Source organism: Pseudomonas nitroreducens (assembly GCF_014204515.1).
GTDB lineage: Bacteria > Pseudomonadota > Gammaproteobacteria > Pseudomonadales > Pseudomonadaceae > Pseudomonas > Pseudomonas nitritireducens_A.
The window spans coordinates 45,409-72,194 of record NZ_JACHLI010000028.1 but is presented as its reverse complement, the minus strand read 5'-3'; the positions used below and the strand labels follow the sequence as shown (position 1 = coordinate 72,194).

The window sequence follows — 26,786 nt, the reverse complement described above, 5'->3', positions numbered from 1 at the left end:
TCCCCCGTGGGACTGAACCTTAAAGACCCGTCTGTCCTTGGTCAGCCTTCAATTTCAACCAGGATCTCACCGGGGTTGACCCGGTCGCCCTTGGCTACGTGGATGGCCTTCACGGTACCGGCGATACCCGCCTGCACCTCGGTCTCCATCTTCATCGCTTCGGTGATCAGCACGGCCTGGCCGGCCTTCACGCTGTCGCCTTCCTTCACCAGCACATCGACGATATTGCCCGGCATGGTGGTGCTGACATGGCCCGGCTCGCTGGCCTGCTTGCGCTTGTTGCCACCGCCGCCGATGAACTCGTTGAGCGGCTCGAACACCACTTCCTCCGGCATGCCATCCACCGACAGGTAGAAGTGGCGCTTGCCGTCGGTCTTCACGCCGACGCCGGTGATGTCCACGCGGTAGCTCTCACCGTGCACGTCGACCACGAACTCGGTCGGTACGCCTTCACCGCCAGCAGCAGCGACGCCCTTGCCGTTGGGGATCGGCAGCAGCTCTTCGGGTTTCAGGGTGCCGGCGGCGCGCTCCTCGAGGAACTTGCGGCCGATGTCCGGGAACATGGCGAAGGTCAGCACGTCCTCTTCGGACTTGGCCAGGCTGCCGATCTCTTCGCGCAACTTGTTCAGTTCCGGCTTGAGCAGGTCGGCCGGGCGCACGTCGATGACTTCCTCGTTGCCGATGGCCTGGCGGCGCAGCGCTTCGTTGATCTTGCCCGGCGCCTTGCCGTAGCGGCCCTGCAGGTAGAGCTTCACCTCGTTGGTGATGGTCTTGTAGCGCTCGCCGGCCAGCACGTTGAAGAACGCCTGGGTGCCGACGATCTGCGAGGTCGGGGTGACCAGGGGCGGGAAGCCGAGGTCTTCGCGCACGCGGGGGATTTCCGCCAGCACTTCGGCCATGCGGTTCAGCGCGCCCTGCTCCTTGAGCTGGTTGGCCAGGTTGGAAATCATCCCGCCCGGAACCTGGTTGACCTGCACGCGGGTATCCACGCCGGTGAACTCGCTCTCGAACTGGTGGTACTTCTTGCGCACGGCGTGGAAGTACATGCCGATTTCCTGGATCAGCTCCAGGTCCAGGCCGGTGTCGAACGGGGTGTCGCGCAGGGCGGCAACCATGGATTCGGTGCCCGGGTGGCTGGTGCCCCAGGCCATGCTGGAGATCGCGGTGTCGATGCGGTCGGCGCCGTTTTCCACGGCTTTCAGCTGGCACATGCTGGCCACGCCGGCGGTGTCGTGGGAGTGCACCACCACGTCCAGCGGCAGCGCATCCTTCAACGCCTTGACCAGTTGGCCGGTGGCGTAAGGCGTCAGCAGGCCGGCCATGTCCTTGATGGCGATGGAGTCCACGCCCATGTCGGCCATGGCCTTGCCCTGGGCAACGAAGGCGTCGATGGTGTGCACCGGGCTGGTGGTGTAGGCGATGGTGCCCTGGGCGTGCTTGCCGGCAGCCTTCACCGCTTCGATGGAAACGCGCAGGTTACGCACGTCGTTCATCGCGTCGAAGATGCGGAACACGTCGATGCCGTTGACTGCCGCCTTGGCGACGAAGGCCCGCACCACGTCATCGCTGTAGTGGCGGTAGCCGAGCAGGTTCTGCCCGCGCAGGAGCATCTGCAGGCGGGTGTTGGGCAGCGCGGCCTTGAGCTTGCGCAGGCGCTCCCACGGGTCTTCCTTGAGGAAGCGCACGCAGGCGTCGAAGGTGGCGCCGCCCCAGACTTCCAGCGACCAGTAGCCGACCTGGTCGAGCTTGTCGCAGATCGGCAGCATGTCTTCGGTACGCATCCGGGTCGCCAGCAGCGACTGGTGGGCGTCGCGCAGGATGGTATCGGTGACGGAGACTTTCTTGGCAACGGTCATGTACGAATTCCTCACAGGCCAGCGTGGGCGGCAATGGCGGTAGCGATGGCGATGGCCAGGTGCGACGGGGTGCGCTTGATGGAGTACTGGGTCAGTTCCGGGTGGCTTTCGACGAAGCTGGTGTTGAACTGGCCGTTACGGAATTCCGGATTCTTGAGGATTTCCTGGTAGTAGGCGGCGGTGGTCTTCACGCCCTGCACGCGCATGTCGTCCAGCGCCCGCAGGCCGCGGTCCAGCGCCTCTTCCCAGGTCAGCGCCCAGACCACCAGCTTCAGGCACATCGAGTCGTAGTACGGCGGGATGGTGTAGCCGGTGTAGATCGCCGTGTCGGTGCGCACGCCGGGGCCGCCGGGCGCGTAGTAGCGGGTGATCTTGCCGAAGGACGGCAGGAAGTTGTTCTTCGGATCTTCCGCGTTGATGCGGAACTGCAGGGCGAAGCCACGGTGGATGATGTCTTCCTGCTTGACCGAGAGCGGCAGGCCGGAGGCCACGCGGATCTGCTCGCGGACGATGTCGATGCCGGTGATTTCCTCGGTGATGGTGTGTTCCACCTGCACGCGGGTATTCATTTCCATGAAGTACACCTCGCCATCGGCGAGCAGGAACTCCACGGTGCCGGCGTTCTCGTAGCCCACGGCCTTCGCCGCGCGCACCGAGAGATCGCCGATGTAGGCGCGCTGCTCGGGGGTGAGCTGCGGGCTGGGGGCGATCTCGATGAGCTTCTGGTTGCGGCGCTGGATCGAGCAGTCGCGCTCGAACAGGTGCACGGTGTTGCCGAAGGAGTCGGCGAGAATCTGCGCCTCGATGTGCTTCGGGTTGACGATGCACTTCTCGAGGAAGACTTCGGCGCTGCCGAAGGCCTTGGTGGCTTCAGAAATGACGCGGGGGAAATTCTGTTCCAGCTCTTCGCGGCTGTTGCAGCGGCGGATGCCACGGCCGCCACCGCCGGAGGTGGCCTTGAGCATCACCGGGTAGCCGATGCGCTCGGCTTCGGACAGCGCTTCGGCCAGATCGGCGACGTTGCCCTCGGTGCCGGGGGTGCAGGGCACGCCGGCAGCGATCATGCTGCGCCGCGCTTCGGTCTTGTCGCCCATGCGGCGGATGACTTCCGCCGACGGGCCGATGAACTTGATCCCACGTTCGGCGCAGATATCCGCCAGCTCGGCGTTCTCGGAGAGGAAGCCGTAACCCGGGTGCAGGGCGTCGCAGCCGGTTTCCACCGCCAGGTTCACCAGGGCGCGCGGATTGAGGTAGCCGGCCAGCGGATCGGCGCCGAGGCTGTGGGCTTCGTCGGCGCGCTTGACGTGCAGGGCGTGACGGTCGGCATCGGAATAGACGGCCACCGAACGGATGCCCATCTCGGCGCAGGCGCGCACGATCCGGACAGCGATCTCCCCACGGTTGGCGATCAGGATTTTCTTGATCACTGCGGCTTTCCCTCGGCCCGGGCCTTTTGGACCCCGGCGTAAAAACCCATCGGCAGCGCCGCTGACGGCAGCTGGATTCTCTTGTGGATATTGCTGGGCCGGAGCGGGTTCCGGCGTGTTTTTACCCTAGCGCGGGAGGGAGGATTAACCAAAATCAATAATTATTGGGGTAGCCATAAAGAATGATTTATAGTTGCTCGAAAATGTCGCGATCAGGCCGAGTTCTATGCGTAAGTCATTGATGCGTATGACCCTTCGCCAGCTGCAGGTTTTCCGCGCGGTCTGCGAAAGCCGTTCCTACAGCCGCGCCGCGGAGGAAATGGCCCTGACCCAGCCGGCGGTCAGCCTGCAGATCCGCCAGCTGGAAGAACTGGTCGGCCAGCCGCTGTTCGAGTACATCGGCAAGAAGCTCTACCAGACCGATGCCGCCGACGCCCTGCTGCGCGCCACCACCGACATCTTCCAGCGCCTGGAAGTGCTGGACATGAACCTCTCCGACCTCAAGGGCTCGCTGCAGGGCCAGCTGCGCCTGGCGGTGGAATCCAGCGCCAAGTACATCACTCCGCACCTGTTCGCCGCCTTCCACGCGCAGCACCCGGACGTCAGCCTGAACCTCACGGTGGTCAACCGCGCCCAGGTGATCAAGCGCCTGTCGGACAACCGCGACGATCTGGTGATCATGTCCCTGGTGCCGCAGGACATGGCGCTGGAGTTCCTGCCCTTTCTCAACAACCCCATTGTGGCCGTGGCGCCGCCGGACCACCCGCTGTGCAACGCCGCCAAGCTCTCGCTGAAGGACCTTGAACCCTATCCGCTGCTGATCCGCGAACCCGGCTCGGGCACGCGCAAGGCCTGCGAGGAACACTTCCAGCAGAAACGCGCGCACTTCCCGCAGACGCTGGAATTCGCTTCGCTGGAGGGCTCAAGGGAAGGGGTGCTGGCGGGGCTGGGACTGGCGCTGCTGCCGCGCCACGCGGTGAGCCGCGAACTGCAGTCCGGGCTGCTCCACGAGTTGCCGGTGGAAGAGCTGCCGCTCTACCGCAGTTGGTGCCTGGTGCACGCCCGCGGCAAGCGCCTGAGCCCGGTGGCCCAGGCGTTCGTCGCCTTCATCCGTGAAGAGCGGGCGCTGATCAGCCAGCTGGCCGAACGCTTCGCCGGGCCGCCTTCGCCGAAGTGAGGTAGGCGGCGGCGATCAGATCGGGGTAATCGGAGGTTTCGAGGGCGAGGCGCTGGGCCTCCACGCGGTCCTCGATGGCGCGACGGAACTGCATGCGCCGCTGGTCTTCGAGCTTGCGGCGGGTCTTGCTATCCACTTGGAGCTGGGTGTCGTCGATATGGCGGGGCATCTCGCATCTCCCAAGGCCGAAGGGCTGGAGACGCCAGCATGCTGACGGGGGATGACCGTTTGACGACGGGGTGGTGAAGCGCGGGTGACGGCGACGAGTGGTCGAAAAGCCCCTTTGCCGGGAAACCCGAGCTGGGGCTTCCCCCTCACCCCAGCCCTCTCCCTAAGGGAGAGGGAGCCGAACGTGCCGGCTGATGCTGCGGTGCCACCTCACACCTTACGGTCCCCTCTCCTCCTGGGAGAGGGTTAGGGTGAGGGTCTGTTCGTCGCGAACCAGCGGTCAGGACGCCTCTTCCGGCCGCTCCTCATGGTTCTTCACCACCTTCGGCGACAGGCGCAGGCTACGCAGGCTGCGTTTCACGCTCTTGAGGTGATTCACCAGGTCCGGACCGCGCGCCATGGCCACGCCCATTGCCAGCACGTCGATCACCACCAGGTGGGCGATACGCGAGGTCAGCGGGGTGTAGATGTCGGTGTCTTCGTGGACGTCCACCGCCAGGTTCACCGTGGCCAGGTCGGCCAGCGGGGTCTGGCTGGGGCACAGTGTGATCAGCGTGGCGCCGGCCTCGCGCACCAGGTTGGCGGTCACCAGCAGGTCCTTGGAGCGGCCGGACTGGGAGATGCAGATCGCCACGTCCGAAGGCTTCAGGGTCACCGCCGACATGGCCTGCATGTGCGGGTCGGAGTAGGCCGCGGCCGACAGCAGCAGGCGGAAGAACTTGTGCTGGGCGTCCGCCGCCACCGCGCCGGAGGCGCCGAAGCCGTAGAACTCGACGCGCTGGGCATGGGCGATCGCCGCGATGGCGCGCTCCAGGGCGTGGGTGTCGAGGTGCTCGCGCACTTCCATCAGCGAGTGCAGGGTGGTGTCGAAGATCTTCAGGCTGAAGTCCGCCACCGAGTCGCTCTCGTTGATCGAGAACTGGCCGAAGCTGGCGCCGGCGGCCAGGCTCTGCGCCAGCTTTAGCTTGAGGTCCTGGAAACCGCTGCAGCCGATGGCGCGGCAGAAGCGCACGATGGTCGGCTCACTGACACCGACACTGTGAGCGAGGTCCGCCATGGAGCTGTGCATGACCGATGCAGGGTCCTGCATCACGTGATCGGCAACCTTGAGCTCCGACTTGCGGAGCAGATGACGCGACTGGGCAATGTGCTGCAAAAGGTTCACAGGATTAGGCTCGGTGATAGTTGTCTGAGATTTCTGTAGTCTTGTTGTAGTTATACTACAAAGCCACCCGTAAAGCCCAGGGAATAAGTCCGTGATGATGCCCGCCAGCCCTAGTCTCCCCAGCTCCTGCGACATCCTGGTGTTCGGCGGCAGCGGTGACCTGGCGCTGCACAAGCTGCTCCCGGCGCTCTACCACCTGCACCGGGAGAATCGCCTGCCGGCCGACACGCGGATCTTCGCCCTCGCCCGCAGCCAGCGCGACAACGCCGCCTACCTGGCCCTGGCCGAGCGCAACTGCCGCGCCCAGGTGGCGCGCAGCGACTTTTCTGCCGAGGCCTGGCGCAGTTTTGCCCAGCGCTTGGAGTACGTGGCGATGGACGCCTCGCAGAGCGCCGATTTCGGCCGCGTGGCCAAGGCCCTCAAGCGCAGCGAAGGCCGCGTGCTGGTGCACTACCTGGCCACCGCCCCCAGCCTGTTCGCCCCCATTGCACAGAACCTGAAGAACGCCGGCCTGGCCGGGCCGCTGGCGCGCATCGTGCTGGAGAAGCCGCTGGGCCATTCACTGGAGTCGGCGCTGGCGATCAACCAGGCCATCGGCGAGGTGTTCGACGAATCGCGGGTGTTCCGCATCGACCACTACCTGGGCAAGGAAACCGTGCAGAACCTGATGGCGCTGCGCTTCGCCAATACCCTGTTCGAGCCGGTTTGGCGCAACGGCCACATCGACCACGTGCAGATCACCGTCAGCGAAACCCTCGGCGTGGAGAACCGCGGCGGCTACTACGACCACGCCGGGGCGATGCGCGACATGGTGCAGAACCACCTGCTGCAACTGCTCTGCCTGGTGACCATGGAAGCGCCGGTACGCTTCGACGCCGAGTCGGTGCGCAACGAGAAGCTGAAGATCCTCCAGGCGCTCAAGCCGATCTCCGGCCAGGACGTCCAGGACCGCACCGTGCGCGGCCAGTACACCGCCGGGCACATCGGCGGGCAGGAAGTACCGGCCTACTGGTTCGAGAAAAATGTCGACAACGACAGCGATACCGAGACCTTCGTCGCCGTTCAGGCAGAGATCGACAACTGGCGCTGGGCCGGCGTGCCGTTCTACCTGCGCACCGGCAAGCGCATGGCGAAGAAGTGTTCGGAGATCGTCATCCAGTTCAAGCCGGCGCCCAATGGGCTGATCGGCAGCGCGGGTGGTGCGGCCAACCGCCTGTGGATAAGGCTGCAGCCCGAGGAGCGCATCAGCGTGCAGCTGATGGCCAAGGCACCGGGCAAGGGCATGCAGCTGGAGCCGGTGGAGCTGGACCTCAACCTGGCCCAGGCCTTCAGCACCAACAAGCGCCGCTGGGACGCCTACGAGCGCCTGCTGCTGGACGTGATCGAGGGCGATTCGACGCTGTTCATGCGCCGCGACGAGGTGGAAGCGGCCTGGCGCTGGGTCGACCCGATCATCAAGGGCTGGCACGAGCACTACCTGAGCCCGCGCCCCTATGCCGCCGGCAGCAACGGCCCGGAGCAGGCGCAGACGTTGCTGGAGCTGCAGGGGCGGCGCTGGCTGGAGTGATGTTGTCGGATGAATGCCACGCCGGATGAGGCCAATCCACGCGCCAGGAAGACCAAGCTTTCGTAGGAGCGGACTCCGTCCGCGATGGGTTCGCCTCGCGCCGGATGCCATCGCGGACGGAGTCCGCTCCTACGCCAACGGCCCCTTGTAGGAGCGAGCTTGCTCGCGAACAGGGCCAGCTCAGGGTTATGCAGTTCGCGAGCAAGCTCGCTCCTACGAAAAGCACCTCCGTTGACCTCGCTCAGCACGCGCAGCCCGCGGATTTCCTAGAGTGGCGGCCTTTTTCCCACCACGCGTTCCGCCACCATGTCCCCCACGCCGCTTTCCCCCGAACTGCTCTGCCCCGCCGGCTCGCTGAAGAGCCTGCGGCACGCCTTCGCCTATGGCGCCGACGCCGTCTATGCCGGCCAGCCGCGCTACAGCCTGCGGGTGCGCAACAACGAATTCGACCACGCCAACCTCGCCACCGGCATCAACGAGGCCCATGCCCTGGGCAAGCGCCTGTACGTGGTGGTCAACATTGCCCCGCACAACGCCAAGCTGAAGACCTTCCTGCAGGACGTCGAGTCGGTGATCGCCCTCGGGCCGGATGCGCTGATCATGTCAGATCCCGGCCTGATCATGCTGGTTCGCCAACATTTCCCCGAGGTTGATGTCCATCTCTCGGTGCAGGCCAACGCGGTGAACTGGGCCAGCGTGGAGTTCTGGCGCCAGCAGGGACTCAAGCGGGTGATCCTGTCCCGCGAGCTGTCCCTGGAGGAAATCGGCGAGATCCGCGAGCGGGTGCCGGGCATGGAGCTGGAAGTCTTCGTCCACGGCGCGCTGTGCATGGCCTACTCCGGGCGCTGCCTGCTGTCGGGCTACATCAACCGTCGCGACCCCAACCAGGGCACCTGCACCAACGCCTGCCGCTGGGAATACCAGACCCACGCCGCCCACGAGGACGAATTGGGCCACGCGGTGCGCAAAGTCGAGCCGACCCTGGGCATCGGCGCGCCATCGAAGGACATCGTCCTGCTCGAAGAAGGCGACCGCCCCGGCGAATTGATGGAGGCCTTCGAGGACGAGCACGGTACCTACATCATGAATTCCAAGGACCTGCGCGCCATCCAGCATGTGCAGCGTCTGGCGCAGATGGGCGTGCATTCGCTGAAGATCGAGGGCCGCACCAAGTCCCACTACTACGTCGCGCGCACCGCCCAGGCCTACCGCCAGGCCATCGACGATGCCGTCGCCGGTCGCACCTTCGACCGCGGCCTGATGGACACCTTGGAGTCCCTCGCCCACCGCGGCTACACCGAGGGCTTCCTGCGCCGCCACGTGCACGACGAGTACCAGAACTACCAGTACGGCCACTCGCTGTCCGAGCGCCAGCAGTTCGTTGGGGAGTTCACCGGCGAGCGGCGCAATGGCCTGGCCGAGGTGCGGGTGAAGAATCGCTTCGAAGTCGGAGACAGCGTCGAGCTGATGACCCCGGCTGGCAACCGCACCTTCCGTCTCCACGCCATGGAGAACAATCGCGGCGAAGCCATCGGCGTCGCGCCGGGTGACGGGCATGTGGTGCATATCCCGCTGCCCGAGGAACTGGACCTGCAATACGCCCTGCTGATGCGCAATCTCCGTGGCTGCTCCACGCGGGATGCGCGCGAGTCAGCGGCCGGCGGTTGTGGCAACGATTGCGGCAAGTGCGGGTGTGGCGGCAGTTGATCGCGCCGATGCATACCCTGTAGAGCGATCCTGCTCGCGAACGGATTGACCGGCAGCTCGGGGGCTGCGCGGTTCGCGAGCAAGCTCGCTCCTACACCTGCCTCACCAGCCGTCCGGCTCGAACGTAGGATGGCGTGGAGCGCAGCGATAGCCATCAGTCCGGGCGCTGGCAGCATGGGTATCGCTTAGGCTCCACCCATCCTACGGGGTCGAGTTCTCTGCTGGCGGCAAGCCTCGCGGACGGAGTCCGCTCCTACGGGTGAACGCCATCGCGTACGGGCCGTACGACGAAACCTCAGGCGAGCGCAGGAGCGGACTCCGTCCGCGATCGACCCACCGCCCGCACCATCAACACGCCCCCTGCTGACTGTAGGGCGCATAACCCGGAACGGGTTATCCGCCACGATGGCGGATAACGCCCGAAGCGTTATGCGCCCTACCCGATTCCAACCTGCGCGGTTATGGATTCTGCAAAAACACCACATAGCCCCTGAACCACCGACTCTTCGCCAGGTAGTCCGGTGCCTGCCACTGCCCGTACTGCGCCAGGCCAATGCGGAAGGGCAGCTGCAGTCGCGCCACGCGTGGCAGGTAGGCCTGGTAGTTGGGGATGGTGTGGCGCCCCTGGTAGGTCTGCACCACCACCTCGTCCACCACCCCGGCCAGGCGGTTGAGGGTTTCCGGCGCGGCGTTGCTGCCCCAGTCCATCAGCCCGGTGATGCTCAGCCGGCAATCCTTCGGCAGGCGCGTACGCAGGTCCTGGAGGAAGTCGACGTACTCGTTCAGGTAGCGCGTGCGCGCATCGAAGTCGATCTGCACGCCGACCACCGGGTTGCCGGCCGCGCGCCAGCGGCGCAGCTGGGACAGCAGGGTGCGGTAGATGTCCTCGTTCCAGCGCAGGGTGTGGGCGCGGTAGACCACCCAGACCTCGCCCTGCTTCAGGCGCGGGATGGCGATACCCTGGGCGATCAGGTGGGCGCGGCCATCGCGGTGGCGCGGTGCGCTGACCTGTCCCTGCAACACATAGAGGGTGCGTGCCCCGGCCAGCACCGGCTGCGGCGCGACGCCGCTCCACAGCCAGAAGGCATCATGCCCGGCGGCGTCCACCACGGCGGCGCTGGCGTGGCCGGCGAACAGCGCCAGGGTCAGGGCCAGGACGCGCCGCACGGGCTTACCAGTAGTACTTCAGGGCCTTGGCCCAGGGCGTCGCCGAGTATTGCCCCTTGAGGGCGCGGAACCACTGCTTGCGCTGCGCCGGGGCAATGTCCTGGTTGCCGCAGCCGTTGAAGCCGCTGGGCGCGTAGCAGTTGATGGCGCGGAACAGCGCGTAGGCGCGGTCCTCTTCCGGCGCCTGCTTGTCGGCGATGACCTTGAGGTAGCCGTCCATGCGCGAATAGGCGCTGCCGGCGAACAGCGACTCGCCGCCGCCCAGCTCGCGCTGGCTGGGCTGGGTATCCAGGGGGAAACCGTCGAGGTTGTTGCGCAGGATGAACTCGCCCAGGCAGTTCAGTGCCCGGGGCGGCTGCGGGTTCTGTTGCAGGTCACGGGCGATGTCGACGATGGCCGGGCATTCGTAGCCGGTGTCGTTCTTGCCGCCCGGCCACTGGAACAGCGACAGCGGCAGGCTGCCGTAGAGGTAGCCGATGCTGGCGCCCAGCGGCTTGCCGCTGCCGTCGGTGGGCAGCAGCGCGAGGTCGTCGATATAGGCCTGGTACTGGCCGTGCAGCAGGTCCTTGTAGAGCAGGGCGAACAGCGCGGTATCGCGCTCCTCCACCGAGACGCCGGTGGATTTCGCCTGCTGGCGCAGCAGCTCGGGGCCGGCGATGTGGCGCAGGAGGATTTCGCGGATGATCGGCGTGCGCACCGGCGAGCCCTCGGCGAACACCTTCACCAGGCGGTCGCTGCGCTCGTAGTTGAAGGCCAGCGCCAGCTCCAGCTGCTCGCGCTGCAGCGGCTGCTCGGCGAGCGGCGAGCGGCAACAGGCGCAGCCAGAGCTTCTCGGCGCCGATCCAGTCGTTACCGGCCTCCAGGGCGAAGCCGCGCAGGGTCTGCTGGCTGAAGGCGAGGTAGTCGAGCCTGGAGGGCAGTTGCTCGGGCAGGGATTGCAGCGCCTGCTCGGGATTTTCCTCGACATACAGCTGGTAGGCCGCCGTCAGGTAGTCGTGCAGGCCGGGGTACTTGGCGAACAGGTCCTTCTGCGCCGCCAGGCCGGCGCTGTCCAGGGCGCGGGGTTCGCTGGAGTCGCGGTGACGCATCTGCATCAGGTCGAGTACCGCCAGCAGGCGCGCATCGCGCACGTCGGCCGGGTGGGCGGTGACCAGCAGCTTGTTGTCGACTTCCTGCACCAGCTGGGCGAGGTCGTCGGCATCTTCTCGGGAGAACAGCGCGGCGTACTCGCCGGCCAGCCGCGATTCGTCGCTCATCAGCCAGTAGACGCGGCGCACCAGGCCCTGGGCCGAGGCGGCGTACTGCCCCTGTGGATAAGCCTTGAGGTAGTCGCCCAGCGCGGTCTCGGCCTGGGCGAGGAGCTTCTTGTCGACCTTGCGCAGGTCCGGGTAGCCCATCTCGTCGAAGGCATTCTGCTGCGCCTGGTTGAGCAGCGCACGGGCGACCATGTAGCGCGCGGTTTCCTTCAGCCAGGGCTGATCGCTCTCCAGCAGTCCACGGAAGGATTTCAGCGCCTCGCCGAAGCGCCCGCTGTAGAAGTCCGCCGCGCCCTTCAGGTAGCTGCGGTAGGCCTTGGCCTGGGCGCCCTGCAGGTCGCCGGGCAGCAGCACGCTGAGCTGGGTCTCGTCCCACTGGCAGGCACCCAGCAGGGTCAGGCGCGCACCGGCGAGCCCCTGGCGGTCGGTGCCGGTGAGGCTGTCGGTCAGCAGCAGCTGGCTGAGGAAATCGCGGGCGGTGTCGACGTTGTTGCTGCGGCAGCGGCTGCCTTCGCCGCTGGCGAAGCTGTCGGCCGTGGCGGGCAGGCTGTCCGCCGGCAGGCCGATGCGCGCGGCCAGGTCGGCCAGTTGGGCGGTGCTGGCATTGCCGGTGGTGGACTCGCCGGCCGCTGCGCCCTCGCTCCAGCGCGCCAGCGGGAACGGCACCTGGCCGTAGCCCAGCTGCTGTTCGTCGTCCGACAGGGCGCGGTTGGGGATACTCGCCTGGCCAGCATCGGCCAGCAGCAGCTGCAGGTTGACCCGGCTGTCGTTGCCCGGACTCAGGAACGGCAGGTTGTTGCACACGTCCAGCGAGTCGCGCTTGAGGTTCCAGCTGGGGTAGCAGGAGTCGTCGCTGCTCGCGCGCGCTTCCTGCACGGCGAGGCAGCCGGTGATCAGGGCCAGCAGGGTGAGTCCGTGCAGACGCATGAAGAATCCTTGTCCGTTGGGGCCCGCACCGCGGGCACGGCGAATCAGCTCAGAGGGGGAATCTTACAACGCCGCAACGGCACTTGCCCGCTTCACCGGGAACAAGACTGTAAACGCGATCCAGCGCACAGCCGCCCCTGCGACACGTTGTCCAGCCGCACCCTTGTTTGCTGCGGCGCAAAGAATCTTCCTACCCAGCGGGTATTTCTGTGGCCACGACAGTTCGTCGATCACGGAGATACACCCCATGCATGATCAGGAAGAGATGTCCCTATCCCGCCGCACGCTGCTGGCCGGCGCCGTGGTGCTCGGCAGCGGCCGGGCGCTGGCCGAGGCGGAGGCGGCGCCCCAGTCCATGGGCCCGGCGCCGGACCTGTCCAAATTCCAGCGAACCAAGGTGGAGCTGCTGACCCCACCGCTGGTGCATGCCCATGAGCAACGCGCCAAGGGCAAGCCGAAGGTGGTCGAGTTCACCCTGACCATCGAGGAGAAGACCCTGGAGCTCGACGATGACGGCACCCAGGTGCACGCCATGACCTTCAACGGCTCGGTGCCCGGCCCGCTGATGGTGGTGCACCAGGACGACTACGTCGAACTCACCCTGGTCAACCCGGCCAGCAACAGCATGGCCCACAACATCGATTTCCATGCCTCCACCGGCGCCCTGGGCGGCGGCGGGCTGACCCACGTCAGCCCCGGCGAACAGGTCAAGCTGCGCTTCCGTGCGACCCGTCCCGGGGTGTTCGTCTACCACTGCGCGCCGGGCGGGGCGATGATCCCCTGGCACGTGGTGTCGGGCATGAACGGCGCGATCATGGTGCTGCCGCGCGATGGCCTGAAGGACCGCCACGGCAAGCCCCTGCAGTACGACAAGGTGTTCTATGTCGGCGAGCAGGACTTCTACGTGCCGCGCGACAAGGACGGCAAGTTCAAGCGCTACGCCTCGCCGATGGAAGGCTTCAACGACATGCAGGAAGTCATGAAGGGGCTGATCCCCAGCCACATCGTGTTCAACGGCAAGGTCGGCGCCCTGACCGGCAAGAATGCGCTGCAGTCCAAGGTCGGCGAGACCGTGCTGATCGTCCATTCCCAGGCCAACCGCGATACCCGTCCGCACCTGATCGGCGGTCACGGCGACCACGTCTGGGCCACCGGCAAGTTCAACAACCCGCCCGAGGAAGACCTGGAAACCTGGTTCATCCCCGGCGGCGCGGCCGGTGCGGCGCTCTACACCTTCCGCCAGCCGGGGCTGTACGCCTACCTCAACCACAACCTGATCGAGGGCGTGCTGCTGGGCGCCACTGCGCACTTCCAGGTCGAGGGGCAGTGGAATTCCGACCTGATGAGCCAGATCGAGCCACCGACGCCGATCAAGTAAGACCCTGGGCCGGCCCACACGGGCCGGCCCTTCCCTTCGGTGAGCCAAGGATGCTGCAACCATGCACAAGGCGCCCCTGATCGGCGTACCCGCCGCGCTGCTGCTGGGCGCCGCCGCCCTGCTGCTGATGCCCCGCCACGACAGCGGGCTCGCGCCGGAAACGGTGCAGCTGAGCCCGCGCGCCTTCACCTTTCGCCCGGCCGGCGACTACTGGCAGGAGAAACGCGCGATCGATGCGCCATCGTCGGTCGAAAACCTGCAACCGCGCTTCGAAGTGATGAAGTTCCAGGTCAGCCAGGCCGAGTACGCCCGCTGCGTGGCGGAGAGCAACTGCCTGTCGCTCGGCGAACCCGCCACGACCGCTGCCGAACTGCCGCAGACCGGAGTCAGCCTGCTGGACGCGCAGTTCTACGCCGACTGGCTGTCGCGCCGCACCGGGCAGACCTGGCGCCTGCCCAGCGACCGCGAATGGGCGTTCTTCGCCGGCTCGCGCTGGGCCGACGACGCCCTGCGCATCGACGGCGACGACGGCAGCAACCCGGCGCGGCGCTGGCTGGCCCGCTACAGCTTCGAGGCGCAGACCCGCACCGTCGGCCCGGCGCAGCCGCAACCGCGGGGCAGCCATGGCCTCAACGAATTCGGCATCGCCGACCTGGGCGGCAACGTCTGGGAGTGGACGCAGAGCTGCCACCAGCGCGTCAATCTCGACGCCGCGGGCGCAGCGCTCAGCCGCATCGAGGCCTGTTCGATCCGCATCGCCGAGGGCCGCCATCGCGCCGCGCTCAACGACTTCGTCCGCGACGCCCGCGGCGGCGGTTGCGCCGCCGGGCAGCCGCCGGACAACCTGGGCTTCCGGCTGGTCAGGGACATCCCTTGATTCCCCTCAAGTTTCGCCACGGCGCTTAATGGTTATGCTGCGGCGAACCGCCGGGAATCCTTGCCGTGACCGCCCATCCCCCTCTCAACCGCGCGTGGCTGGCCAGCCTGCCGCCCTTCGCCGGCAGCAACCGTGACGAGCAGGCCGACATCCTGCGCCACGCCAGCATCCTGCGCGTGCGCGGCGGCGGCGCCGTGTTCGAGCAGGGCGCCCCGGCGGAGGCCTTCTACCTGCTGGTCCATGGCCGCCTGAAAGCCACCCAGGTGACCTGCGACGGCCAGCGCGTGCTGGTGCGGGTGGTCAATCCCGGCGACCTGTTCGGCTTCGTCCGTGCCCTGGGCCGGCGCGACTACCCGGCCACCGCCACGGCGACCCAGGAAAGCCTGGTGCTGGCCTGGCCCACCACGCAATGGGAACCGCTGCTGGCGCGCCACCCCGGCTTCGCCCTGAACACCGTGCAGGCCATCGGCGAGCGCCTGCAGGAAGCCCACGTGCGCTTCTGCGAGCTGGCCACCGAGGAAGTCGAACGGCGCGTCGCCCACACCGTGCTGCGCCTGGTGCAGCAGTCCGGGCGGCCGGAGGCCGAGGGCATCCGCATCGACTTCCCGGTGACCCGCCAGGACATCGCCGAGATGACCGGCACCACCCTGCACACCGTCTCGCGCATCTTGAGCGCCTGGGAGGATCGCGGACTGGTCATCGGCGGCCGGCAGAAGCTGCTGGTGCGCGACCCGCAGCAACTGATGGCGGTGGCCGGCGGCGACGAACGGGAGGCCGCGACCCTCGCCACTTGACTGCAATCAAGGAGTCGCGGGCGCCGGCTTCCCTAGACTGGCGGCCTCCTCCCAGGACGGACGGCCACACGGCCGCCGTGCCCCACCCCAGCCGAGGCCCGCCATGACCGATCCCCTCACCCAACGCACCCTGAGCGACCTGGCCTTCAGCCTGCCGGGCAGCTGCGCGCTGTTCCACGACTACAAGCTCGACTTCTGCTGCGCCGGCCAGCGCAGCCTGCTCGACGCGGCCAGCGAACAGGGCCTGGATGCCCAGCGCATCGCCGAGGAACTCCAGGCGCTGCCCCCGGCCAACGACCAGACCGACTGGCGCCTGACCAGCAACGACCAGCTGATCGACCACATCCTCGAACGCTACCACCAGGTCCACCGCCAGCAGTTGCCGGCGCTGATCCCGCTGGCCGAGCGCGTCGAGAACACCCACGCCGCGCACCCACAATGCCCGGCCGGTCTCACCGCGCACCTGAAGAAAATCCAGGAAGAACTGGAATGGCACATGTGCAAAGAGGAAAGCGTGCTGTTCCCCTGGTTGCGCCAGGGCATCCCGCTGACCCACGTGCAGGGCCCGATCGGCGTGATGCGCCATGAACACGACGAACACTCGCAGTCCCTCGCCGTACTGGCCGACCTGACCGACGACCTCACCGTGCCGGCGGACGGCTGCAACAGCTGGCGGCGTCTTTACAGCGGCCTGGAAGAGCTGCGCCGCGACCTGATGCAGCACATCCACCTGGAGAACAACCTGCTGTTCCTGGGCGCCAACCACCCGGCCTGAACGCCGGCCACGCCGCCAGGAGGGCGACCCGTGACAGCTTGCCTCACCACGCCGCCGGACGGCGGCGCGCATACTGGCGGGATCGTCCCCGCCCAGGAGCGCTCCGCCATGCTCGCGCACCGCGTGCACCACCAGATTCTGTGCGGCCACCACCTGTTCAACGTGCTTAACGAGGAACAGTTGGAGCAGCTGCTGGCCACCAGCTCGCTGCTCAACCTGGAGAAGGGCGACAAGCTGTTCCTCCAGGGTGAACCGGCCCACGCCTTCTACTTCGTGATTTCCGGCGCGGTGAAGATCTACCGCCTGACCCCGGAGGGCCAGGAGAAGGTCCTGGAAGTGGTCGGCAGCCGGCAGACCTTCGCCGAAGCCATGATGCTGATGGACACCCCCGACTACGTGGCCTCGGCCCAGGCGCTGGAGCCCACCCAGGTCTACCGCTTCGCCAACCGCACCTACATGGAGCTGCTGCACAGCAACCCGCAGCTGCCCTTCTCCCTGCTCGCCACCCTCTGCGTGCGCCTGCACCGGCGGATCAACGAGATCGAGACGCTGTCGCTGAAGAACTCCACCCACCGCGTGGTGCGCTACCTGCTCACCCAGCTCAACCGCCAGGGCGGCACGGACCAGCGCTTCGACCTGCCGATGGCCAAGCAGCTGGTGGCCGGGCACCTGTCGATCCAGCCGGAAACCTTCTCCCGCGTGCTGCGGCGGCTGATCGACGAACACATCATCGACCTCGACGGCCGCACCGTGCAGGTGCTCGACGTCGCTCGCCTGGAGCAGTTCGAGTAGGCCATGCGCCAGTGCCTGTACTGCCTGCACGAAAGCCCCGAGGGCACTGCGGATTGCCCGCAATGCGGGATGCCACTACCGGTGGGCCAGGAACTGGCGAAGCAGCGCCGGCTGCGGCGCTTTGCCTGGTACTGCGTGCTTCTCACGGTGTTCTGCGGGGTGATGATGGCCTGGTTGCCGCGCTGACCCGCATGCCGGCGAGCTCTTCGTAGGATGGGTGGAGCGCAGCGATACCCATCGCCAAGCTTGCCGGCCCGCATTGATGGGTATCGCAAGCTCCACCCATCCTACTCAAGTGATCCCGCTCCAATCTGTAGGGCGCATAACGCCCCAGGCGTTATCCGCCACGGCGGATGAAGCGTTCCGCTTCATTCGCCCTACGTTCCTCACTCCCACTCGAATCCGCTTCTGCTCTTCGTAGGAGCGAGCTTGCTCGCGAACAGGCCTCGCTGCGGGGTTCGGTTCGCGAGCAAGAACCAGGCGTCCCCCTCGCTCCTACAAAAGAACTGCTACCCCTGCCGGCGGGTGAGCTGCCGATAGAGCTGCGGCAGCCGCACCGGCAGCTGTGCCGGATCGTTGATCAGCAGGTAGCCCTGGCTGCCGAACAGGTGCGGCAGGTAGTCCGCCGCCTCGCGGTCGATGGTGATGCAGAACGGCAGCAGACCGGCGCGGCGCGCCTCCAGCACCGCCTGGCGGGTGTCCTCGACGCCGTAGCGCCCCTCATACAGGTCCAGGTCATTGGGCTTGCCGTCGGTGAGGATCAGCAGCACGCGCTGACGCTCCTTGCGTTCCAGCAGCAGCTGCGTGGCCCGGCGGATCGCCGCACCCATGCGCGTGTAGTAGCCGGGGCGCAGCGCGCGGATGCGTCCGCGCACGACATCGTTGTGACGCTCGTCGAAGCTCTTCAGCTGGGTCAGCCGTACCTGCTGGCGGCGCAGCGAGGAGAAGCCGTACAGCGCGAACCGATCGCCCACCGCCTGCAGCGCCTCGCCGAACAGCAGCAGGCTGTCGCTGATCAGATCGATAACGCGATGGTCGTTGTCGATGTGCGCGTCGGTGGACATCGACAGGTCCGCCAGCAGCAGGCAGGCGAGATCGCGACGGGTCTGCCGGCGCTCCATGAACAGCCCCGGTTCGCTGCAGGCGCCCAGGCGCCGTTCCACGCTGAAATCCAGCCAGGCCTGCAGGTCCAGTTCCGCACCCTGGGGTTGCCGACGCAGCCACTGTGGCTGCTGGCGCAGGCTCTCGAACTGCCGGCGCAGGCGCCGCGCGATGGGTGCGAGGGCTTCGGGCAGCGGCGCTGGCACGGCATCGCGGGGCAGCATCGGCTGCAGGCAGACGTGATCATCGAGCAGTTGCTGGCGGCGGTAATCCCATTCCGGCAGGCGCACGCCCTCGCCCAGCGGTACGTCGTCATAGTCGGCGGCCGGCAGGTCGAGGTCGAGCTTCAGCCCGCCGCCCTTCTTCTGCCGCTGGCGGGACAGGCTCAGGTGGTCGAGGTCGTCGGCGACCTTCGCCGCGTCCAGGTCCTCGCTGTCATCGCCAGCGCGATCCAGTTCGATGTGTTCGGACCAGCTGAACAGGTTTTCCAGGCGGAACAGCAGCAGGCCGCCGCGGCCGGGGTCCTGCTCGACCCGCTCGGCGCGCTTGCGTGTCAGGCCCTTGGCCTGGCTGTGGGCGCAGCGGCCCTGCTCGTCGCCGTCGATCAGGTCGGTGTGCTGCGGCACGGCCAGTCTTTGCGGCGGATACAGCCAGAGCGGCACCGGCCAGGGCGCTTTCTCGCTGCGCGGCAGGCGCTCGACGCTGCCCGGATCACGCAGCGCTCGTCGCAATGCCTGCTCCAAAGCTGCTTCGGCGGGAGGAAGATCACCGGCGTCGGGGCGCAGGCTGAGCAGCGCTTCCACCAGCCGGCGGTAGCGCGGGCGCAGCAGCGGATAGCGCGCCAGCACGGCGCAGGTCCAGGCCTGGTTGTCCCGCGCCCAGTGGCGCATCGGTTGGCTGTGGGCGGCAAGCAGCGCCAGCCAGCGGTAGAGCTCGCGGTTCAGCTCGGCGTCGGGGTACACCGCCAGCTGCGCCGGCAGGCGCAGGGAGTCGGCATCGAACCAGGCCACCGGCAATTGCTGGCAGGTGCCGGCCACCTGTTGCAGCAGGCTGCGGCGCACCAGCAGTTCGCGGGCGCTGGCCGCCTCCACGCCGACACCGGCCTCGCCGCCGGTGCCGCGGAACAGCAACAGGAGGCTGCGCCGCATCTGCTCCAGGGTTACCGCCGCCTCTTCGAACTCCGGGCTGGCGCGGCGGGTGATGAAGCGGTGCCAGACGCGGCCGAAGCTTTCTTCGATTTCGAGGTGGAGGGTCATGGGGGCTCCGCGAATGGAAGGAGAAACAGGAGAGGCCCGATGCTGAACTCCGCTCCAGGCCAGTCCCCTCTCCCTCTGGGAGAGGGTTAGGGTGAGGGTGCTACCGGGAGCTCCGGCGCTGGGCGCGGCCCTCACCCCCGCCCTGGCTGCGCGCCCCGCTCCAAAGGGAGAGGGAGTAGTCCACGCCAGCGGATGGTCCAGAGTCATCCTGCAACCTGCGAAAAGGCCCGCCGCAAAGCGAACGGGCCCGATTGACCGACCCCGATCAGCCCACCTGCGCCGCGCCCGAGGCAACAGCCACGCGACCGCGCTGGCGGAAGCTCAGCAGGTAGCAGATCAGCCCGATGAAGAAGCCGACCCCCGAATACAGGCGCAGCCAGAAGAACACCTTCAGCTGGTCCACCGTGGCCATGAACGGCATGGCGGCGCCATCGGCGGGCATGCGTTGCAGCCAGACCTGGACGATGCCGGCGGCGGTGAGCATCAGGGTGATCAGCAGCATGGAGATGGTCATCAGCCAGAAGCCCCAGATCTCCAGGCTCTGCGCGCGGGCGTCCGGCGCTTCGCCGATGCCCCGCAGGCGCGGCATGGCGTAGCTGATCATGGTCATCACGATCATCGCGTAGGCGCCGTAGAAGGCCAGGTGGCCGTGGGCGGCGGTGAGCTGCGAGCCATGGGTGTAGTAGTTCACCGGCGCCAGGGTGTGCAGGAAGCCCCACACGCCGGCACCGAGGAACGCAGTCACGGTGGTGCCCAGGGCCCACAGCGCGGCGGCCTTGTTCGGGTGCTCGCGGCGGCGGCGGTTCACCATGTTGAAGGCGAACAGCACCATGGCGAAGAACGGCAGCGGTTCCAGCGCCGAGAAGATCGAGCCGAGCCACAGCCAGACCTGCGGCGCGCCGATCCAGAAGAAGTGGTGGCCGGTGCCGATGATGCCGGTGATCAGGGCCATGGCGATGATCACGTAGAGCCATTTTTCCACGACCTCGCGGTCGACGCCGGTGATCTTGATCAGCACGAACGCCAGCATCGCGCCCATGATCAGTTCCCACACGCCTTCCACCCACAGGTGCACGACCCACCACCAGTAGTACTTGTCGCGCGCAAGGTTCTCCGGGTTATAGAAGGAAAACAGGAAGAACACCGCCAGGCCAACCAGCCCAGTCATCATCACCACGCTGACGGCGGTCTTGCGGCCTTTCAGCATGGTCATGCCAATGTTGAACAGGAAGCCCAGCGCCACCACCACGATGCCCATCTTGGTGATGGTCGGCTGTTCGAGGAACTCCCGGCCCATGGTCGGCAGCAGCTCGTTGTGGGTCAGCTTCGCCAGGCCCGCGTAAGGCACCAGCAGGTAGCCGAGGATGGTCAGCACGCCGGCGATGGCGAACACCCAGAACAGCACGATGGCCAGTTTCGGGCTGTACAGCTCGCGGTCGGCCTCCTCGGGGATCAGGTAGTACGCCGCGCCCATGAAGGCGAACAGCAGCCAGACGATCAGCAGGTTGGTGTGCACCATCCGCGCGACGTTGAAGGGGATCGCCGGGAACAGGAAGTCACCGACCACGTACTGCAGGCCCATGACCAGGCCGAAGACGATCTGCCCGACGAAGAGCATCAGGGCGAACACGAAGTACGGCTTGGCCACCGACTGCGAAGCGAATTTCAGATAGGGATTGCCCGGGTTCATGCTCAACCCTCCTTGTTCGGCGGCCATTGGTTGGTGTCGATCTTCGAGGTCCACAGCAGGAACGCCGCGAGGTCGCTGACCTCCTGGTCGCTCAGGTGGAACTGCGGCATCTGCCGGCGACCGGGCACGCCCAGTGGCTGCATCTTCATCCAGGCGGCAAGGAAGCTGCCGAAGGCCGCGTCGCCGCCACGGCGGATGGCGACGTTGCCCAGCTCCGGCGCGAAGTAGGCGCCTTCGCCGAGGATCGAGTGGCAACCCACGCAGTTGTTCTGCTCCCACACCAGCTTGCCGCGCACCACCGATTCGGTGAGCTCACTCTGGTTGGTGCGCTTGGGGAAGGTGGTTTCGGTGTGATAGGTCAGCGCGAGGAACACCAGGAAGAAGAAAACGCCTCCTCCCAGGTAGATGTTCCTCGCCATCCCTTTGGTAAATGTCTCTGACATGGGGCCCTCCTAGGTCACGGTCGGCGCCATTGTAGGAAGCGTCCTAGGACGTCTCGCTTGATGGCAATCAAGAAAGACCAATGCTTCCAGTCAGGTATTTTTCCAGATAAAAATCAGGTAGTTGCGTGCAAGGCCAGGATCACCCCGGTGAGCACCAGCGGCCAGCCGAGCAGCAGCAATTGCCACAACCGCGGGCCGTGGCTGAGCTCCATGAAGCGCAGCGCGATGATCCAGGCCTTGCCCAGCCCGAGCAGGAGAATCGCCGCAACCGCGACCAGCGCAGCGGACTCGCGATGCCCCAGCCACACCGCCGCTACCGACATCGGCAACAGCGCTAGCCAGGCCAGCAGCAGCGTCCTCACAGGCCCGGCGCCAGCACGTAGACCAGCGGAAACAGCACCACCCAGACCAGATCGACCATATGCCAATAGAGCGCGCCGGACTCCAGCCCGCCCAGGGTGTCACGGCGGTAGGCACCGCGCAGGCAGCGCAGGGCCATCCAGCCGAGGATCACCAGCCCCAGCAGCACGTGCAGGAAGTGGAAGCCGGTGATCAGCCAGAACAGGGTGAAGAAGGTGCTGTACTCCAGGTCCAGCCCGCGCGCGGCGAGGTGCTGGTATTCGCCGGACTTGAGCAGCACGTGGGCCAGACCCAGCAACACGGCAACGCCCAGCAGAACGGCGGCGCGGCGTGGGCGGCCGTGGCGCACCTGCTCCACCGCCAGCGCGACGCAGAAGCCGGCAGTGAGCAGGGTCAGGGTCAACGCCAGGGCGGTGGACAGGTCCAGCTGCGCGCGCCCGGCGCGAAAGCCTTCGACGTCCAGGCGCTGGGTCACGGCAAAGACGATGAGGAGGATGGCGAAGACGGTCAGCTCGGCGAGGATGAACAGCCACATCGCCAGGTCGCCCGGCAGGCGCCGGGCTGCAAAGTCCGCCTCAGGCGAAGTGGACATCGACCAGGTCCATCAGCGCGGCGACCGTGGCCGCGTCATCCGACAGCGGCTCGGCAAGCCCGGCGCGGCAGGCGTCGCGCGGTGCCACGCCGGCCTGCAGCAGGCGCGCGGTCAGCACCAGCAGGCGCGTCGAGCAGACCTCTTCCAGCTCCTGCCGACCCAGCCGGCGCAGGGCCACGCCCAATTGCGCCAGGCGCTGCGCCAGCTCGACCGAAACCCCGGCCTCGCGGGCGATGATTGCGGCTTCCACGTCCGGCGTCGGGTAATCGAAATGCAGGGCGAGGAAGCGCTGGCGCGTACTGGGCTTCATGCCCTTCAGCAGGTTCTGATAGCCGGGGTTATAGGACACCACCAGCATGAAGCCCGGCGGCGCCAGCAGGGCTTCGCCGGTACGCTCGATGAACAGCTCGCGGCGATCGTCCGCCAGCGGGTGCAGCACCACCACCGTGTCCTGCCGCGCCTCCACCACCTCGTCCAGGTAGCAGATGCCACCTTCGCGCACTGCGCGGGTCAGCGGGCCGTCCTGCCACCAGGTGCCGTCGCTGCCGATCAGGTGACGGCCGACCAGATCCGCCGCCGACAGGTCGTCATGGCAGGCCACGGTATACAGCGGCAGGTTCAGGCGCTGCGCCATGTGCTGGACGAAGCGGGTCTTGCCGCACCCGGTGGGGCCCTTGATCAGCACCGGCATGCCCAGGGCGCAGGCGTGGGTGAACAGCGCCACCTCGTCGCCGGTCGCCTGGTAGAAGAGCGGCTCGATGGGCTGGGCGGGGGCGTTCATGGCGAGGATTTCTCTGTAGGAAGTTTCGGTAGGCAAGCTAATCAGCCACGCCACCCTCCTCAAGCGCGGCGCAACGAGTTCTTGATTGCCATCAAGCCAGGGGCGTCGGAGGCGCTCCTAGAATCGCCACAGAAGCCGGGCGGGAAGCCGGCGCATACCAAGCGGCGCCTCGATGCGCCAAGCCTGTGAGGAGAGCGGTGATGAACAAAGCCCTGGTTGCCCTGCTGCTGGGCGGCATGCTGGTCCAGACGACGGCGCTGGCCAGCAGCGCCGAAGAGCTGTTCAAGGCCAAGGCCTGCGTGGCCTGCCATGCGGTGGACAAGAAGCTGGTCGGCCCGGCGTTCCACGAGGTCGCGGCCAAGTACGGCGCCGAGGGTGCGGCGCATATCCAGCACAGCATCCTCACCGGCAGCAAGGACGTCTGGGGTCCGATCCCGATGCCGGCCAACCGCACCGTCAGCGAGGAGGAAGCCAAAACCCTCGCCGAATGGATCGTCACCCTCAAGTAACGCCCCTCCGTGCGGCCGGCGCGCTCAGTGCCGGTCGCTGCGCTCCAGCAGCGCCAGGCACTTCTGCGCCGGCAGCGGCTGGCTGATCAGGTAGCCCTGGATCTCGTCGCAACCGTGGGCGCGCAGGAAGCGCAGCTGCTCGGTGTGCTCGACGCCCTCGGCCACCACCTTCAGCTCCAGGCTGTGCGCCATGGCGATGATCGCCCGGGTAATGGCCGCGTCTTCGCCGCGTTCGGACAGGTCGCGGATGAAGGTCTGGTCGATCTTCACGTAGTCCACCGGGAAGCGCTTGAGGTAGCTGAGCGAGGAATAGCCGGTGCCGAAGTCGTCGATGGCCAGTTTCACGCCCATCTCGCGCAATTGGCGGAAAGTCGCGGTGACGCTCTCGACGTTGTCCAGCAGCTGGCTTTCGGTGAGTTCCAGCTCCAGCAGGTGCGGCGGCAGGCCGCTGTCCTCCAGCACGGTACGCACCAGGTCGACCAGGTTGCCGGTGCGCAGCTGGTGTACCGAGAGGTTCACCGAGACCCGCAGCTCGCGCCCCTGTTTCTGCCACGCGCGGGCCTGCTGGCAGGCGCGGCGCAGGACGAACTCGCCGATGGCGCCGATCAGCCCGGTTTCCTCGGCGAGGCCGATGAAATCGCCGGGCGGCACCATGCCCATCTCCGGGTGATGCCAGCGCACCAGCGCCTCGGCGCTGTCCAGACGTTCGTTGGCGAGGTTCAGCTTGGGCTGGTAATGCACGTCCAGCTGGCCTTCGTCGATGGCCTTGCGCAGCCGGGTTTCCAGCTGCAGGCGCTCCAGGGTGCAGGCCTGCAGGTTGTCGGTGAAGAACTGGAAGGTATTCCCGCCCAGGTGCTTGGCGTGCTGCATGGCCATGTTCGCCTGGCTCATCAGCGCGGAGATTTCCCAGGCGTTCTCCGGCAGCAGGCTGATGCCCACCGAGGCGCTGACCACCAGCTCGTGGCCGCCCACGGTCATCGGCGTGCGCAGCTTGGCCAGCAGCCGGCTGGACAGCCGCGCCAGCGCGGCGAGGCTGGCGTAGGAGTCGATCAGCACGGCGAATTCGTCGCCGGACAGCCGGGCGATGGTGTCGGCCTCGGGCACCGTCTGGGTCATGCGCCGCGACATCTGCCGCAGCAACTGGTCGGCAACCTCGTGGCCGAGGCTGTCGTTGAGCAGCTTGAAGCGGTCCAGGTCGATCAGCAGCAGCGCCGCCGTGCGGCCTTCCTGGCGCGCGCGCTGGCTGGCCTCGTGCAGGCGCTCCTTGAACAGCGTGCGGTTGGCCAGGCCGGTGAGTTCGTCGTAGTGCGACAGGTAGCGCAGCCGTTCCTCGGCATCGCGGCGCGCGGTGAGGTCGGCGAAGAAACCGACCACATGGGCGACCTGCCCGCGGCTGTCGCGCACCACGTTGAGCTGCAGCCACTGTGGATACAGCTCGCCATTCTTGCGCGTCTCGATCAGCTCGCCCTGCCAGGTGCCCTGGCGTTCCAGCTCGGTGCGGATCGACTGGTAGCGCCGCAGGCTTTCCGCCGAGCCCATCAGCCGCGCCACGTTGTGCCCGAGCAGCTCGTCGCGGCGGTACCCGGTCAGCGAGGTGAAGGCCTCGTTGATGGCGATCAGCCGGTAATCCGGGTCGAGGATGATGATGCCTTCGCTGGCCGCCTCGAACACCGTGGCGGCCAGGCGCTGCTCTTCCTCGCGCAGCTTGCGCGGCGAGATATCGGCGCGGGTGCCGACCATGCGCGTGACCTGTCCCTGGCCATCGCGCTCCATCACCCGGCCACGGTCTTCCACCCAGACCCAGTGGCCAGCGGCGTGACGCACGCGGTATTCGATGCGGTAGCCGTCGGTGCGGCCCTTGAGGTGCTCCACCAGCGCGCGACGCAGCAACGGCAGGTCGTCCGGGTGCAGGCGCGGGCGCAGGTCGTTGCGCACGGTTTTCACCGCCGCCTGGGTCAGCCCGAAGATTTCTTCGAGGTGCGAGTGGTGCACCTCGTCGGTCAGCAGGTTCCAGTCCCACAGGCCCAGCTCGCTGGCCTCCAGCGCCAGGGCCAGGCGCGCCTCGGTGTGGCTGAGCTGTGCGCTGCCCGCCTCGACCCGCTCCTGCAGGGCATCGCGGGCGCGGCAGAGTTCGCGCTCGGCGCGGCGGCGCTGGTCGACTTCGCGTTCCAGGTCCTGGTTCAGCGCCTCGGTCTGCGCCTTGGCCCGCTCCAGGTGGGCCACCAGCGCCTGGGCCTGGAAGCGCCGCAGCAGGCCAATGTGAACCACCCGGTGAATCTGCCAGGCCACCACCAGCAGCGCGGCCAGCAGGATCACCCCGAGCACGCCCCAGCCTTGCTGCAACGGGTTATCGCTGATCAATAAATAGGCAATGGAGGGGAACAGGCACGGCAGAGCGAAGGTGAGGAAGGCGGGCAGGCTGACCGCGTAGGCGACGCTGGCGGAAAGAATGGCCGCGGCGATCAGGCCGAATACCAGGGACTGCTGGAGGAAGGCATCCGGCGGCACCAGGGCGATGGCGGCAAAGGCCAGGGTCAGGCCCGAGGCACCGGCGCCGAACAGGAAGGTGCGCTGCCAGTGCGGGCTGGCCTGGCGTTCGACGGTGGCGGCATTGAAGGCGGACACCTGGATCAGCCGCAGCACGGCCAGCAACACCAGCCACACCAGCCAGCCGGCCAGCAGCCCCGGCTGCACGTAGTCCCACAGCAGGCCGGCGCAGGCCAGGCCGTTGAGCAGCATGAGCAGGGTCGGTACCCGCGAGCCCTGATAGAGCAGGCGCGTGCATTCGACAGCGATTTCGTGAGCGTACTGCCGGCGGATCTCGGCATGGCTCACCGGGATCGCCGAAGGCTCTACATAAGCGGTCATAGGCGTTTTTCTTGTAGGTTCTGGCCTAGGCGTCGGCGGAGCATACCCGAGGAGGTTGCCCCACCCAAGCAGGATGATGGCAATTGGCTGCGTGCCCTCCCAACTTTCGTCGGGAAGACGCCGGACGGCGGCCCGGTTTGCCGGGGAAAACCG

22 protein-coding genes and 1 pseudogene are annotated in these 26,786 nt (G+C 67.1%); 10 read left to right on the top strand and 13 right to left on the bottom strand.

Going from position 1 to position 26,786, the window contains the following annotated elements:
- Positions 1 to 41: 41 nt before the first annotated feature.
- A complete protein-coding gene (oadA, locus tag HNP46_RS26800; protein WP_184595068.1) occupies positions 42 to 1,856 on the bottom strand; it encodes a sodium-extruding oxaloacetate decarboxylase subunit alpha in 1,815 nt (604 codons plus the stop codon).
- Positions 1,857 to 1,867: 11 nt separating this feature from the next.
- Positions 1,868 to 3,283 carry an acetyl-CoA carboxylase biotin carboxylase subunit gene (locus HNP46_RS26795; RefSeq protein ID WP_024766119.1) on the bottom strand — a complete coding sequence of 472 codons (1,416 nt, stop codon included), beginning with the start codon at positions 3,281 to 3,283 and terminating at the stop codon, positions 1,868 to 1,870.
- Positions 3,284 to 3,524: 241 nt separating this feature from the next.
- Here HNP46_RS26795 and HNP46_RS26790 point away from each other — a divergent pair, with 241 nt between their 5' ends.
- Positions 3,525 to 4,460 carry a LysR family transcriptional regulator gene (locus tag HNP46_RS26790; protein ID WP_138213613.1) on the top strand — a complete coding sequence of 312 codons (936 nt, stop codon included), beginning with the start codon at positions 3,525 to 3,527 and terminating at the stop codon, positions 4,458 to 4,460.
- Here the strand turns inward: HNP46_RS26790 and HNP46_RS26785 are convergent.
- Both HNP46_RS26785 and hexR read right to left on the bottom strand, forming a co-directional pair.
- Entirely contained in the window at positions 4,414 to 4,629 is a 216-nt protein-coding gene (locus HNP46_RS26785) for a PA3496 family putative envelope integrity protein (RefSeq protein ID WP_184595066.1), read from the bottom strand. The genes HNP46_RS26790 and HNP46_RS26785 overlap by 47 nt on opposite strands.
- A 279-nt stretch (positions 4,630 to 4,908) precedes the next feature.
- Complete coding sequence (gene hexR, locus HNP46_RS26780) at positions 4,909 to 5,793, bottom strand: transcriptional regulator HexR (protein WP_017521521.1); 885 nt, start codon at positions 5,791 to 5,793, stop codon at positions 4,909 to 4,911.
- Positions 5,794 to 5,890: 97 nt separating this feature from the next.
- On the opposite strand from hexR, the gene zwf reads away from it, so the two are divergent.
- Positions 5,891 to 7,360: a glucose-6-phosphate dehydrogenase gene (zwf, locus tag HNP46_RS26775; RefSeq protein WP_184595134.1), complete on the top strand. Its 1,470-nt coding sequence runs from the start codon at positions 5,891 to 5,893 to the stop codon at positions 7,358 to 7,360.
- A 306-nt stretch (positions 7,361 to 7,666) separates the two neighbouring features.
- Complete coding sequence (gene yegQ / locus HNP46_RS26770; protein ID WP_184595064.1) at positions 7,667 to 9,067, top strand: tRNA 5-hydroxyuridine modification protein YegQ; 1,401 nt, start codon at positions 7,667 to 7,669, stop codon at positions 9,065 to 9,067.
- Between the two features lie 459 nt (positions 9,068 to 9,526).
- Here yegQ and HNP46_RS26765 read toward each other — a convergent pair whose 3' ends face one another.
- Positions 9,527 to 10,234: a DUF3142 domain-containing protein gene (locus tag HNP46_RS26765; RefSeq protein ID WP_184595062.1), complete on the bottom strand. Its 708-nt coding sequence runs from the start codon at positions 10,232 to 10,234 to the stop codon at positions 9,527 to 9,529.
- Between the two features lie 4 nt (positions 10,235 to 10,238).
- Positions 10,239 to 12,417, bottom strand: a pseudogene (locus tag HNP46_RS26760) (outer membrane assembly lipoprotein YfiO).
- Positions 12,418 to 12,664: 247 nt separating this feature from the next.
- Here HNP46_RS26760 and nirK point away from each other — a divergent pair.
- The 6 genes from nirK (at position 12,665) to HNP46_RS26730 (ending at position 17,219) form a co-directional block, all read left to right on the top strand.
- Positions 12,665 to 13,795 (top strand): copper-containing nitrite reductase, encoded by a 1,131-nt coding sequence (nirK, locus tag HNP46_RS26755; RefSeq protein WP_184595060.1) that lies wholly within the window; start codon positions 12,665 to 12,667, stop codon positions 13,793 to 13,795.
- Between the two features lie 61 nt (positions 13,796 to 13,856).
- Positions 13,857 to 14,672 (top strand): SUMF1/EgtB/PvdO family nonheme iron enzyme, encoded by an 816-nt coding sequence (locus HNP46_RS26750; RefSeq protein ID WP_184595058.1) that lies wholly within the window; start codon positions 13,857 to 13,859, stop codon positions 14,670 to 14,672.
- 65 nt (positions 14,673 to 14,737) lie between these two features.
- On the top strand, positions 14,738 to 15,466 hold the full coding sequence (locus HNP46_RS26745) for a Crp/Fnr family transcriptional regulator (protein ID WP_184595050.1): 729 nt from the start codon (positions 14,738 to 14,740) through the stop codon (positions 15,464 to 15,466).
- A gap of 103 nt (positions 15,467 to 15,569) precedes the next feature.
- Positions 15,570 to 16,241 carry an iron-sulfur cluster repair protein YtfE gene (ytfE, locus tag HNP46_RS26740; protein WP_184595048.1) on the top strand — a complete coding sequence of 224 codons (672 nt, stop codon included), beginning with the start codon at positions 15,570 to 15,572 and terminating at the stop codon, positions 16,239 to 16,241.
- A 108-nt stretch (positions 16,242 to 16,349) separates the two neighbouring features.
- Positions 16,350 to 17,033 (top strand): Crp/Fnr family transcriptional regulator, encoded by a 684-nt coding sequence (locus HNP46_RS26735; protein WP_184595132.1) that lies wholly within the window; start codon positions 16,350 to 16,352, stop codon positions 17,031 to 17,033.
- 3 nt (positions 17,034 to 17,036) lie between these two features.
- On the top strand, positions 17,037 to 17,219 hold the full coding sequence (locus HNP46_RS26730) for a protein DnrP (protein WP_184595046.1): 183 nt from the start codon (positions 17,037 to 17,039) through the stop codon (positions 17,217 to 17,219).
- A 323-nt stretch (positions 17,220 to 17,542) separates the two neighbouring features.
- Here the strand turns inward: HNP46_RS26730 and HNP46_RS26725 are convergent, their stop codons facing one another.
- The 6 genes from HNP46_RS26725 to HNP46_RS26700 all read right to left on the bottom strand — a co-directional run bounded on the left by HNP46_RS26725 (position 17,543) and on the right by HNP46_RS26700 (position 23,256).
- A complete protein-coding gene (locus HNP46_RS26725) occupies positions 17,543 to 19,390 on the bottom strand; it encodes a nitric oxide reductase activation protein NorD (RefSeq protein WP_184595044.1) in 1,848 nt (615 codons plus the stop codon).
- A 265-nt stretch (positions 19,391 to 19,655) separates the two neighbouring features.
- Positions 19,656 to 21,080, bottom strand: a complete 1,425-nt coding sequence (locus HNP46_RS26720; protein ID WP_184595042.1) for a cbb3-type cytochrome c oxidase subunit I — start codon at positions 21,078 to 21,080, stop codon at positions 19,656 to 19,658.
- 2 nt (positions 21,081 to 21,082) lie between these two features.
- Positions 21,083 to 21,523 (bottom strand): c-type cytochrome, encoded by a 441-nt coding sequence (locus tag HNP46_RS26715; protein ID WP_184595040.1) that lies wholly within the window; start codon positions 21,521 to 21,523, stop codon positions 21,083 to 21,085.
- Between the two features lie 113 nt (positions 21,524 to 21,636).
- Positions 21,637 to 21,885 carry a cytochrome C oxidase subunit IV family protein gene (locus HNP46_RS26710; RefSeq protein ID WP_184595038.1) on the bottom strand — a complete coding sequence of 83 codons (249 nt, stop codon included), beginning with the start codon at positions 21,883 to 21,885 and terminating at the stop codon, positions 21,637 to 21,639.
- Entirely contained in the window at positions 21,882 to 22,475 is a 594-nt protein-coding gene (locus HNP46_RS26705; protein ID WP_184595035.1) for a cytochrome c oxidase subunit 3, read from the bottom strand. The genes HNP46_RS26710 and HNP46_RS26705 overlap by 4 nt, the downstream gene beginning before the upstream one ends.
- On the bottom strand, positions 22,459 to 23,256 hold the full coding sequence (locus HNP46_RS26700) for a CbbQ/NirQ/NorQ/GpvN family protein (RefSeq protein ID WP_184595033.1): 798 nt from the start codon (positions 23,254 to 23,256) through the stop codon (positions 22,459 to 22,461). Before HNP46_RS26700 ends, HNP46_RS26705 begins: the two co-directional genes overlap by 17 nt.
- 200 nt (positions 23,257 to 23,456) lie before the next feature.
- Here HNP46_RS26700 and HNP46_RS26695 point away from each other — a divergent pair, with 200 nt between their 5' ends.
- Positions 23,457 to 23,765, top strand: coding sequence for a c-type cytochrome (locus HNP46_RS26695; protein WP_184595031.1), 309 nt, complete (start codon positions 23,457 to 23,459; stop codon positions 23,763 to 23,765).
- Positions 23,766 to 23,789: 24 nt separating this feature from the next.
- Here the strand turns inward: HNP46_RS26695 and HNP46_RS26690 are convergent, their stop codons facing one another.
- A complete protein-coding gene (locus HNP46_RS26690) occupies positions 23,790 to 26,633 on the bottom strand; it encodes an EAL domain-containing protein (RefSeq protein WP_184595029.1) in 2,844 nt (947 codons plus the stop codon).
- Positions 26,634 to 26,786 lie beyond the last annotated feature (153 nt).